Below are 11,524 nucleotides of genomic sequence, written 5' to 3' on the forward strand. Positions count from 1 at the left end.
GTCCGCTCCTATCAATGAAGGAGCTTATCTCGCGGCATCATTCACAAAAGAAAAGGTGGGATGTTCGTCGCGCTCACTATTGACCGAGGAATTCTCATCAGCGGACCGCCCGGCGTCGGCAAAACATTGTTTGCCCGTGCGCTGGCCAACACATGCAATGTACCATTTTACGCACATTCACTTGCTTGCTGGCAATCGCAAGGAAGTTTGGATGATCTGCTCAAAGCTATGCGATCTGCTTTCGAAGAAGCCAGTAAAAACGCCCCCGCGATTCTTTTTCTAGACGAGCTCGATAGCTTCGGCAATCGCGCTAATCTGTCGGGACATAATGCCAATTATGGGCGGCAAGTAATCAATGCACTGCTAGAACAACTGGATGGGGTCAGTAACAGAGAAGGTGTTTTCGTTATTGCGGCAACAAACATGCCAGACTTAATTGACCCCGCAATTACCCGCTCCGGACGCATTGAACATCATGTGTCAATCACACTTCCCGAACCAGCTGAACGTGAAGGGATTCTCCGATTCCATCTCGGTCGTGACCTTGAAGGCGAGGACATCTCTGACGTGGCGGAAAGTTTGACGGAGACATCTGGAGCAGATATCGCAAAGTTTGTGCGTCAAGCTCGACATATCGCGCGACTGGAAAAGCGGCCTTTGGCGCTGTCCGATTTACTGAGATTAAAGCCAGCTACTACGCCCATTCAGCCCGACGACATCTACCGAATTGCTGTACATGAGGCGGGACATACCGTCGTCGCCCACGCCCTTTCTGATAGCCTCGGCATGATGCCGGTTTCGGTGATGATCAATCGCGAAGTCCAACGCGGAACTGCTCGTCTGGGCGGCGTCAAAATGCGTAATACAGTGCCTAAGATTGTCAAACTACGAGAAAATTACGACGCCGAGATTTGCAGCTATCTAGGTGGCCTGGCGGCCGAACATGTCATTCTTGGAGCTCATTCCGATGGCGGTGGAGGAGTAGCTGGGTCAGACCTTTCGAAAGCGACCGAGATTGCCATCAGGATGGAAGTTTCGTTCGGTCTTGGGGAAAATCTGATTTTCTGGGCATCCCATAATGAGTGCAAAACTGATTTTCTATTGCGAAATGCGCGATTGCGGACTGTTGTCGAAAAAACACTTCGATCTTGCTTCAATAAAACATGTGAAATCATTAAAGAAAGGACAGGTGCTGTCCTGTTCATCGCGGACCAGTTAGAAAAAAATGGAGAAATCAATGAGGACGCTCTTTTGAGGTCGTTAAGCCAACCGAGTGAACTATGTGGTTTTTCTACTGACTCGGTTACTAATTTGAATGGACGTCAAAAGCAGAATCCCCATGTTCCATCATCTCTTTATGGACCGCTAAAGTAACCGTTTCTACGCCACCGTTCGATCTTGAAAGAAAAAGCCTTGAAGTTGTCACGATTGAGCTCACTTACGCCTTTGATATTGAGAAAAGAAATCAGGGCCTTTTGTCTTCGAATAATAAAGGAACAATATGCAATCGAGTATAACGAAAAGTGGCATGCCGACCTCGACTCATTGTTGCTTTCTAACGATTTGAACTGGTTTTCCACACCCAACAGGGGAAGGTTCTATACTGCTTCTTGTGGGGAAACGGGCAAGATTATAGCCGCAGGTGGATTGTATGATTTGAGTTACAAGCCAACCACCCAAAGCAGACTACAAACGAGGTATGAATATACAGCACCGGTGTGCCAAATCGTACGCGTTTATCTCGATTCTTCATATCGCCGTCGGGGAATTGGCCGACAAATTGTAAAAGCATTGGAAGCTGATGCGTATGAGCTAGGATACCACCAATGTTACTTGCATGCCGATGCAGAGGCGACAAATACGCTCCGTTTCTGGAGAGCATTGGGATATAAGGATTTCGGACGTTTTTCCTATCTGGCAGGATCTCGTGTCGACACTTGTGTCGATTTCGATAAGCAAATCTGAATCCCACCCAGAAGAGATCCAGTAAAAGTGCCGCACATGGACCGACGCAGCGAACTAAAATTCACCCTTGAACCTCCTCGTTTGGGAAATTACAGGGTTTCCGCGCAATCTTAAATTCCCAAAAAAGACCTCGTGCCGGAAACCGCCACGAGGTATCTCCTGGTTTCAAGACTACTGCGGTTTCTCGCCTGCCCGATCCAGTATCTCCTGAAAACGCTTCTTGGCCCGTTGGGGTAAATCCGCCTGGATAAAATCAGGAGTAACGGCTGCATCGCCTACTTTTACGATCATCACCATTCCCATACCAATGTGGGGCGAACACTTGATGCCATAGAAGCCAGCCTCATCAAAGGTCACAGCTATTTCTTGGTCAATCTTGCCTTTGAACCCGGCATAGCCTTCCGGAGACATTCCCGGAATGGAGGCCGCGTTATGGCTCTTATTGCCGACCCTGAACTGAATAATGTCGCCTGGGTTCAGGCTGACAAACTCTGGTTCGAACACCATGCTACCATTTTGCCCACGATTGAGCATCTTGACTTCAATGGTTTCCGCATATGCAGGCAAGTAACTGCTCACAATCAAGAGAGCGGCCAAGGCAGTCGCTCGGACACTTCTTACTTTCGAAAGCCAGCTCATTTTGACAAGCCTGCCTTTTCAAGCGCATCTGCCAGGACTTCGATCCCTTCAATTGTGCGGATCGTCGGGTTCATTGCCTGAGCATCCATCTCCACTATCCGCTTCTCCTTGACAGCAGGCATCAGGTTTGTGACCGGATCCGTATCGAGGAACTTAAGCTTGACTGCAACATCGTCTGCCGGGAATCGACGGCGTTCCATCTTTCCAGCAACAATGATCGTCGGATTGGCTTTAGCGATGGTTTCCCAGCCAACTGTTGGCCATTCTTCTTCGCTGGCGATGATGTTCTTCACCCCGAGCGTCGACATGATGTAACCGGGAGCTCCGCTCTGACCCGCAACGTAGGGATCGATATCCAATTCGGCACTGGAAAACCAGAAGACCGCCGACGCTTCGCCTTTTAATCCGGCAATCTTGTTTCTGGCCTTTTCTTCGCGCTCCTTCAGTTCGGCTATGAGCTTGTCACCTTTTTCCTGCACGTCGAAGATTTTGGCGAGATCGGAGACTTCCTGATAGATCATGTCCATCGAGAATTTTGACGTGCGCAAGCCATCGCCGCCGCTGGAATTGTCCTTACCAATGCAATCAGCAGGCGATGTGTAGACTGGAATATTCAGTTCCGCGAATTGTTCTGACGTCCCCACAACACCCTGTGGACCGATCTGCCATTGGAATTGATTGGCGATCATATCCGGTTTCGTTGCGACGACGCTTTCGAAGCTTGGATCGTTATCCGCAAGACGCGGAACTTTCTTGTCCAGCTCTTCAAATCCGAGAAGAACTGGCCCGATCCACAACGCCGTTCCGACAATTTTTTCACCAACGCCAAGGAGATAGAGTATTTCAGTCGAGCTCTGACCAACCGAAACCACACGGTTAGGAGCCTGCTTGAATGTGATGTCATGCCCACAATTCTTGAGCGTCAGTGGATATCGGGTTTTATCGGCAAATGAAGGTGTTACTGCGGTTGCCAGCAAAGAGGCCGTCGCCAAAGCAAGAACGAGAGATTTAAAGCGCACAGTCTTTCCTTTCGCGGAGATGTGAGTGCATCGCCACCAATGAATTGAGCGGAGCAGCTTTTGGGAGGATGTAGCAAGCGATCATAATGATCCTTTCCGAGCTTCCCCGCTCGTGAAGTTGGACGGTTTGATACGGCAGGTATCCTGGCTCACAGAGTTTGCACTGCTCATCTGCCTTCCCACTTTCGCAGTGGCATGACGCTCGAAAAACAAAGCGTCACTCGGATGAACGGTCTCCGCTTACAGTTGCGGGGGCAGCCACGGATTTGGCCCCATTCGGGTCGTCCTCACCGTGTTCCCTTTTAATCCCGGCAATTCTCATCGCCAGGAACCGTGAAATGATCACTAGGTTTTTGTTCCCTGATCAGTCAAGCAATGTTTGAGCAAATCGCAGTTAATCGTCAGGCCTGCCCAAACGCCATTTCGACTTGGAAATCAGTCCGCCTCAAGCCTTGCAAACATTTCTCCGGGATCAGCCAGCTCCTCGCGACGCCAATCCTCGATGATATGAGGATGGACGACCAGATTCTGAATTAGAGAGGAAGGGTAAAGTGTTACGGTAAAAGACTTCTTTGTCCGCGATGATGCAACCTTTGTTGTGCCTGGAAGTTTGCCAGATTTAGTCCAGCGTCGGCATTCTTCGGCAGAGATATTGAGAAAATTTTCAACCGAACGGCTGGATAGCGGAGCGTTGATAATTGCGCTGACCCGACGATCAATCCTGCGGAGCTTGTCAAGGAATAACCCCAACTCACTATCGGTGGGATGGAATAAGAATACGTTCCTATCATCGGTTTGAAAACTGCTCTTTAATATGTTGACTGCTCTACGAAAACTGCGTCGAGCTGGCGTCTTTCGTGGAATGAATACATCCAGCGCAAAAATTTCCTCATCCAATGAGACTTCAATACCGGATTGTAAGCAGCGCCCTATTACAAAACTTCCATTGAAAAACACCTGAAACTTTTCCTCCATCAACGTCCGGTTTTCATTGAACGAAACCTTGCGCGTCAGGTCAATAAACGAGGCTGGATAAGCGGCGTTTTTCCATAATCTCCATCAGTTCCAATAAATCTGCCAGATCCATTGCATTCCCCTTTTATCGAATAGACGGGCTCTTCTTCTGTTTTTATCGAGGAGTGGAAAAGGGTTCAGAAATGCCCCTTTACGTCAGCTCGCCGCATAGGGCGAAATCGCTGCAACATTATCGCTGATTTGCATTTCATGGCTTATCGGAGGGAAGGCGCGTTGGCTGCATTCGCGGCGCTCGCACAGCTTGCAACCCACACCGATCATGGTTCGCGCACTCAGATCGTTCAGGACCAGGCCCTTTGAATAAACCAGACGCTCCGCATCCCTGAGATCGCATCCCAATCCAATGGCAAAAGTCTTGTCCGGCGCACCATAACCGCCATGATGATGTGTAACGGTTCTCGCAACCCACAGATAAGCCCGTCCATCCGGCATTTCAGCAATCTGGGTGCAAATCCGGCCCGGCGAAGAAAACGCATCGTATACTGTCCAAAGAGGACAACTGCCGCCAATTCTGGAGAAATGGAAATCTGTTGCAGACTGCCGCTTGGAGATATTGCCTGCCCTGTCAACACGAACAAAGAAGAATGGTACTCCAATCGCACCGGGCCGTTGCAAGGTGCTCAGCCGATGACAAATGGTTTCAAAACCTACCCCAAATCGCTGGCCGAGCAGATCAATATCATAGTGCAATTGTTCGGCCGATTGCAGGAAGGCCCTATAAGGCAATATCAGAGCGCCAGCGAAATAATTGGCGAGGCCAATGCGGGCAAGAGCAATGGCTTCTGAACTGGAGAACCCTGCCTTTTCCGTGAGACTGTCGAGCAACTCGACTTGTTCAAGAAAGCACAATTGCGTCGCCATCTGAAACGCAGACTGTCCGGGAGAAAGCGTATTGGACAGCATAAGAGTTCGGGACGCCGGATCAAAACGCCTCAATGAGTTTCGATAATCAAAGGACTGATCATATTTTACCGAGACGGAATGCAGAATATGGAGGCGTTCCACGAGGGCTTGATCAAATCGCCCAATCTGCATGCCAAGTTCTCCAGCCAGTTTCTCTGCACAGAGATCGAGTTCGGCGATGTGATTGCTTCTCCCATAAAAATAGTCGCGGACTTCCTCATAAGGCATGGAAGGAAAGGGCTCCAATGACGATTGCCTTGGATCACCCAGACGCATAGCGAGCGCCTCCGACTGCTCAATCGCCTTTCGCATCTGCTTGTAAAGCTGGAGAACAGTGCGCCCCACAGCTGGCATATTGCTGGCAATCTCCCTGATCTCACTGTTGCTGACCGTCTCGCCTAGCAGCGGGTTTGAGAATACCTGTCTCAACTCTCCGATCATGCGTCCATCATCTTGCCCGGAGAAAAGCTGAACATCGATCCCGAAAGCTGCATTCATGCGCAGTAGTACCTGGACAGTAATGGGTCGCTGATTGTTCTCGATCTGGTTGAGATAGCTCAGAGATATTCCGAGTGCATTTGCCAACGCTTGCTGGGTCAGTTGGCGTTCCTCGCGCAGTCGTTTCAGACGCAGCCCTACAAATGGTTTCTTCATGGCTCCTCCAATCAACTGCAGATGACTTCGCAAACTTTGCAAATTCGCCGATTTAACTTCGCAAAACTACACATTTTCAGTCATTTACCGCATTTCCCATAAGTGGATATTGCGAATTAACGTTTGTGATGCAAGGCCAGAATTATCCATGAGTGTTCCAACTGAAACGTCATCGAATTCAGATTACAATTTTCTGGAAATGGTCTTCCCTGATCGTGCCAACCATTACGGCACGCTGTATGCGGGCAATGCGCTTGAAATCCTCACCAGAGCGGCCTTTGCCACAGCGAGTATTTACACAGCCAAACCTGTTGTCATGGCTGAAGTGTTGAAGATCAAATTTCACAGTCCCGTCGCGGTTGGCACTGTTCTCGAAATTACCGCCAATATTCTGAATGCTAGCCGCAGGTCTGTAACCGTTGGCGTCTCCATTACAAATCAGAACTCAGAAAATGCAGCTCCCGTAATTACGGGACAATTTCGAATGGTGGCGGTCGATAGCGCTGGCCACCCCACCGATGTGCAGAAGAATTTGAACATGACTTGTGGAAAGGAAATCTGTTCGTGAATACTCATACCGTCCGCACCTACAAATCTGCCGAACATCTGGACCGCGAAGATCAGCTCGCGTGGAAAATCGCATCTGTTGCCGCCGACGACGTGCCGCTTGACGATGATGTCGTCGAGATGATTGGTAATCGCATTATAGACAATGCGTCTGTTGCTGCGGCATCACTGGCACGGCACCCGGTTGCAAGCGCGCGCGCACAGGCCATCGCCCATCCTTATGCGCGAGGGGCCACGGTGTTCGGGTTTTCAAGTGACAAGCGCGTTTCGCCAGAATGGGCGGCGTGGGCCAATGGTGTCGCGGTCCGTGAACTCGACTTTCACGATACGTTTCTGGCGGCAGACTATTCGCATCCCGGCGACAATATTCCGGCCATTCTGGCGGTAGCACAACATTGCGGCCTCTCCGGCAGCGATCTGGCTCGCGGCATTGCAACCGGATATGAAATTCAGGTCGACCTCGTAAAAGGCATATGCCTGCATGAGCATAAGATCGACCATATTGCCCATCTTGGACCATCGGCCGCCGCTGGCATAGGAACTGCCCTCGGATTGCCCGCAGAGACAATCTATCAGGCAGTTCAGCAGGCGCTTCATGTAACCACGACCACACGGCAATCGCGCAAGGGCGAAATTTCCAGCTGGAAGGCGTTTGCACCCGCATTCGCGGGGAAAATGGCCATTGAAGCGGTCGACCGCGTTATGCGCGGAGAAGGCGCGCCGTCACCTGCATGGGAAGGCGAAGACGGGTTTATTGCATGGCTGCTTGGCGGGCCTCAGACACAATATGTTGTCCCCCTGCCCGCCAAGGGCCAGCCCAAGCGCGCCATTCTGGACACCTACACGAAGGAACATTCCGCAGAATACCAAAGCCAGGCCCTGATCGACCTTGCACGCCGCATGGGACCGAAGATCGGCGATCTTTCCAATGTGAATAACATAGTCATTCATACCAGCCACCATACCCATTATGTGATTGGCACGGGCGCGAACGATCCGCAGAAAATGGACCCGCATGCCAGCCGCGAAACGCTTGACCACTCAATCATGTATATCTTTGCCGTCGCGCTTGAAGACGGCGGCTGGCACCACGAGCGATCTTATGCTCCTGAGCGTGCACAACGGCCTGAAACCGTCGCTCTGTGGCACAAGATTGCGACGGTTGAAGATCCTGCATGGACAAAGCGCTATCACAGCTCTGACCCTGGGGAGAAGGCTTTCGGTGGCCGTGTCGTCGTAACCCTGAAAGATGGATCGGTCATCGAGGACGAGCTGGCTATTGCCGACGCCCACCCGTTGGGCGCGCGCCCCTTCAAACGTCCTGACTACATTAACAAGTTCCGGACTCTGGCAGACGGAATAGTCGATGTTTCCGAACAGGACCGTTTCATCGCAGCCGTCGAACGGCTGACCTCGCTGAAGCCCGATGAACTTGACGGCCTGAATTTCAGCGTTGTGCCTGATCGGCTGGGCGTTCCCGCCGCGAGCGGAATCTTCGACTGGAAAGTGTGAACATTACGGGAGGAATGGAACATGACTACACCAAAACCCAAGAAGTCTGTGGCTCTTTCCGGTGTTGTGGCCGGAAATACGGCACTTTGCACAGTCGGGCGGACAGGCAATGATCTGCATTATCGAGGCTATGACATTCTCGACATGGCCGAAACCTGCGAATTTGAAGAGATCGCTTATCTCCTCATTCATGGTGATCTGCCCACCCGCACAGAACTTCTCGCTTGCAAGGCAAAGCTCAAATCCCTTCGTGGATTGCCTGATGTCGTAAAACGCATGCTTGAACTATTGCCCGCAGCCACTCATCCGATGGATGTTCTGCGATCAGGCGTGTCAGCGCTTGGTTGCGTTCTTCCTGAAGCCTCGGACCATAATCATTCGGGCGCACGCGATATTGCGGACCGCCTTCTGGCTTCTCTCGGTTCAATGTTGCTGTACTGGCATCATTTTGCGCATAATGGCCGTCGTGTCGATGTCGAGACTGACGATGACTCGATTGGCGGGCATTTCCTACACCTCCTGCATGGGACGTCACCGGGTGCCTCTCATGTACAAGCCATGCATGCCTCGTTGATCCTGTATGCGGAACACGAATTCAACGCCTCGACCTTTACGGCACGCTCCATCGCCGGAACAGGTTCGGATATGTATTCTGCAATTGCTGGCGCAATCGGCGCTCTACGCGGCCCGAAACATGGCGGGGCCAATGAAGTGGCCTTCGAAATCCAGAAGCGTTACAGCCACCCTGACGAAGCAGAGGCAGACATTCGCCGTCGCGTGGAGGCCAGGGAAGTCATTATCGGTTTTGGCCATCCTGTCTATACGGTTGCCGATCCACGCAATGAAGTCATTAAGAAGATTGCTCTGAGCCTTTCAAACGAAGCAGGCTCAACGCGCATGTACGACATTGCAGACCGCATCGAAAAGACAATGGCGGACACCAAGAACATGTTCGCCAATCTCGATTGGTTCAGTGCGGTCTCATATCATCTGCTTGGTGTTCCGACAGCCATGTTCACCCCCCTGTTCGTCATTGCGCGGACCTCGGGCTGGGCCGCCCATGTCATCGAACAACGTGTCGACAACAAGATTATCCGCCCCTCGGCAAACTATGTCGGCCCAGAGAACAAAGCCTTCATTCCTATCGAGCGTCGCGGCACTTCCCGTGTTCCTCAACCACATGCCGCCTAAGGAATTATCATGACTTATCTTGTTGCATCTGATCTCGCTTCAGAACCCGCTGGCATACGTTTCAGAAAACTTCTGGATCAGCGATCTATTCTCCAGCTACCTGGTGCGCATAACGGAATGGCGGCCCTTCAGGCTAAAAAGGCGGGCTTTGGCGGGCTTTACCTCTCCGGAGCTGCCATGACCGCCTCCATGGGAATACCGGATCTCGGCATGATTACAGTGGATGAGGTTTCCTTCTTCATCCGCCAGATCGCACGGGCAAGTGGACTGCCTTTGCTTGTCGATGGTGACACTGGCTACGGTGAAGCGCTCAATGTCATGCATATGGTGCGCACATTCGAGGATGCCGGTGCCGGTGCAGTTCATATAGAAGACCAATTGCTTCCCAAGAAATGCGGCCATCTCAACGACAAGAAACTTGCAGACGCGCATGATATGGCTGCAAAAGTGGCCGCTGCCGCCAAAGCGCGTCGCCATCTGTACCTGATCGCGCGCACCGATGCCGCAGCAAGCGAAGGTATCGACGGCGCTGTGGCGCGCGCCAAGCTCTATTTAGAAGCGGGCGCAGACGCCATCTTCCCGGAAGCGCTGACCAATGCGGACATGTTTCGTGAGTTTGCCAGCCGAATGCCCGGCGTGCCTCTTCTTGCCAATATGACCGAGTTTGGAAAAACGCCGTTCTTTACAGCATCCGAATTCGAGGAAATGGGGTACGGGATGGTCATATGGCCCGTTTCCTCACTTCGCGTCGCTAACAAGGCGCAAGAGCGGCTCTACACCACGCTCAAGTCAGAAGGATCGACAAAGTCTGCCCTCTCAGACATGCAAACACGTGCAGAACTCTATGACACAATCAGTCTTGCAGATTACGAAGCCCTCGACGCCTCCATCGTGAAAACCATTGTGCCGGAACCTGCTTCTGTCTGACAGCACTTGGCGGCTTCCCGCAAAAATATACGGGAAGCCGCGAGGGCGTCGACCAGCTCAATAGGTTCGTGAACCCACAGAGCGATATTCCTGATATTTATGAATGCTGCCCGGTTAGCCATCTCACGTTGACAAACTTACAAGCCTATGGTGTTTTCCCGCTGTTCGAGGTGCCGGGGGTAACTCCGGTTAAAAGGGAATCTGGTTCGAGATAAACTCAATTCCAGAACTGCCCCCGCAACTGTTGGCGGCGAGCTGACCCGACACGCCACTTATGCGCACATGCATTGGGAAGGCCGGGAAAGCATAGACCCGCGAGTCAGGAAACCTGCCTTGAATATTCACCAGTCCTGACTGCGGGTGGCATGTCTGGCGCGGCTTTTCCGTTACGGTGATCATGTGATCTCCACTGGATTCCAGTGAAGAAGGTTTTTGCTTATTCGCCGTTTGTCAGGCGAACGGAAAGGATCGTGTAATGGTTGAGTTTCAGAGGCAAAAGCTCGCTGCGCCAGGCGGAGCGAACAAAGTTCTGCTACATTCGTGCTGTGCGCCTTGTTCGGGCGAGGTCATGGAAGCAATGACGGCTTCAGGCATTGATTATACGATATATTTCTACAATCCGAACATTCATCCAGAACGGGAATATCTTCTGCGCAAAGACGAAAACATCCGCTTTGCAGAAAAGAACAACGTACCGTTCATCGACGCTGATTACGACAAGGATAACTGGTTTGCCCGTGCAAAAGGCATGGAATGGGAACCTGAAAGAGGGACTCGGTGCACCATGTGTTTTGACATGCGTTTTGAACGCACTGCCCTCTACGCGCATGAACACGGTTTTCCGGTCATGACGAGTTCGCTGGGAATTTCGCGTTGGAAGAACATGGAGCAGATTAATAATTGCGGAAAACGTGCGGTCGCGCCCTACGAAGATCTGGTCTATTGGGAATTTAATTGGCGCAAAGGCGGCGGATCTTCTCGAATGATTGAGATCAGCAAGCGAGAAGAATTTTACCAGCAGGAATATTGCGGTTGTGAACCGCGCCGGGTTTGCCGGAGGCCGTTTGGTTTAAGTTATGCGGCCATGGCTGGCGCGTCCAGCATGGCATAGT

Annotated in this window: 11 protein-coding genes and 2 riboswitches; of the genes, 7 read left to right on the top strand and 4 right to left on the bottom strand. The window is 51.6% G+C overall.

Annotated elements, in window-relative coordinates; genetic code table 11:
- Positions 1-60 precede the first annotated feature (60 nt).
- Together HWX93_RS21945 and HWX93_RS21950 are read left to right on the top strand one after the other, a co-directional pair.
- Positions 61-1,374: an AAA family ATPase gene (locus HWX93_RS21945; protein ID WP_176038723.1), complete on the top strand. Its 1,314-nt coding sequence runs from the start codon at positions 61-63 to the stop codon at positions 1,372-1,374.
- A gap of 24 nt (positions 1,375-1,398) precedes the next feature.
- Positions 1,399-1,965 carry a GNAT family N-acetyltransferase gene (locus tag HWX93_RS21950; RefSeq protein ID WP_176038724.1) on the top strand — a complete coding sequence of 189 codons (567 nt, stop codon included), beginning with the start codon at positions 1,399-1,401 and terminating at the stop codon, positions 1,963-1,965.
- 171 nt (positions 1,966-2,136) lie between these two features.
- On the opposite strand, the gene HWX93_RS21955 is transcribed toward HWX93_RS21950, so the two are convergent.
- From HWX93_RS21955 to HWX93_RS21970, 4 genes are all read right to left on the bottom strand, one after another.
- A complete protein-coding gene (locus tag HWX93_RS21955; protein WP_176038725.1) occupies positions 2,137-2,604 on the bottom strand; it encodes a pseudoazurin in 468 nt (155 codons plus the stop codon).
- Positions 2,601-3,596 (bottom strand): ABC transporter substrate-binding protein, encoded by a 996-nt coding sequence (locus HWX93_RS21960; protein WP_235969188.1) that lies wholly within the window; start codon positions 3,594-3,596, stop codon positions 2,601-2,603. The genes HWX93_RS21955 and HWX93_RS21960 overlap by 4 nt, the downstream gene beginning before the upstream one ends.
- A 143-nt stretch (positions 3,597-3,739) precedes the next feature.
- Positions 3,740-3,974: riboswitch (cobalamin riboswitch) on the bottom strand.
- 84 nt (positions 3,975-4,058) lie between these two features.
- On the bottom strand, positions 4,059-4,601 hold the full coding sequence (locus tag HWX93_RS21965; RefSeq protein WP_176038727.1) for a hypothetical protein: 543 nt from the start codon (positions 4,599-4,601) through the stop codon (positions 4,059-4,061).
- Between the two features lie 192 nt (positions 4,602-4,793).
- Entirely contained in the window at positions 4,794-6,215 is a 1,422-nt protein-coding gene (locus HWX93_RS21970; protein WP_176038728.1) for a short-chain fatty acyl-CoA regulator family protein, read from the bottom strand.
- A 148-nt stretch (positions 6,216-6,363) separates the two neighbouring features.
- Between HWX93_RS21970 and HWX93_RS21975 the strand changes: the two genes are divergently transcribed.
- The 5 genes from HWX93_RS21975 (at position 6,364) to HWX93_RS21995 (ending at position 11,523) form a co-directional block, all read left to right on the top strand.
- A complete protein-coding gene (locus HWX93_RS21975) occupies positions 6,364-6,783 on the top strand; it encodes an acyl-CoA thioesterase (protein ID WP_176038729.1) in 420 nt (139 codons plus the stop codon).
- Positions 6,780-8,294: an MmgE/PrpD family protein gene (locus tag HWX93_RS21980; RefSeq protein WP_112670019.1), complete on the top strand. Its 1,515-nt coding sequence runs from the start codon at positions 6,780-6,782 to the stop codon at positions 8,292-8,294. The genes HWX93_RS21975 and HWX93_RS21980 overlap by 4 nt, the downstream gene beginning before the upstream one ends.
- 21 nt (positions 8,295-8,315) lie before the next feature.
- Entirely contained in the window at positions 8,316-9,485 is a 1,170-nt protein-coding gene (gene prpC / locus HWX93_RS21985) for a bifunctional 2-methylcitrate synthase/citrate synthase (RefSeq protein ID WP_176038730.1), read from the top strand.
- 9 nt (positions 9,486-9,494) lie between these two features.
- Entirely contained in the window at positions 9,495-10,412 is a 918-nt protein-coding gene (gene prpB, locus HWX93_RS21990) for a methylisocitrate lyase (protein ID WP_176038731.1), read from the top strand.
- A gap of 151 nt (positions 10,413-10,563) precedes the next feature.
- A riboswitch (cobalamin riboswitch) is annotated at positions 10,564-10,763 on the top strand.
- A 124-nt stretch (positions 10,764-10,887) separates the two neighbouring features.
- Positions 10,888-11,523, top strand: a complete 636-nt coding sequence (locus HWX93_RS21995) for an epoxyqueuosine reductase QueH (protein ID WP_210267249.1) — start codon at positions 10,888-10,890, stop codon at positions 11,521-11,523.
- The last annotated feature ends 1 nt before the right edge of the window (position 11,524 follow it).

The sequence above is a fragment of the Brucella tritici genome (genome assembly GCF_902825325.1).
Lineage (GTDB): Bacteria > Pseudomonadota > Alphaproteobacteria > Rhizobiales > Rhizobiaceae > Brucella.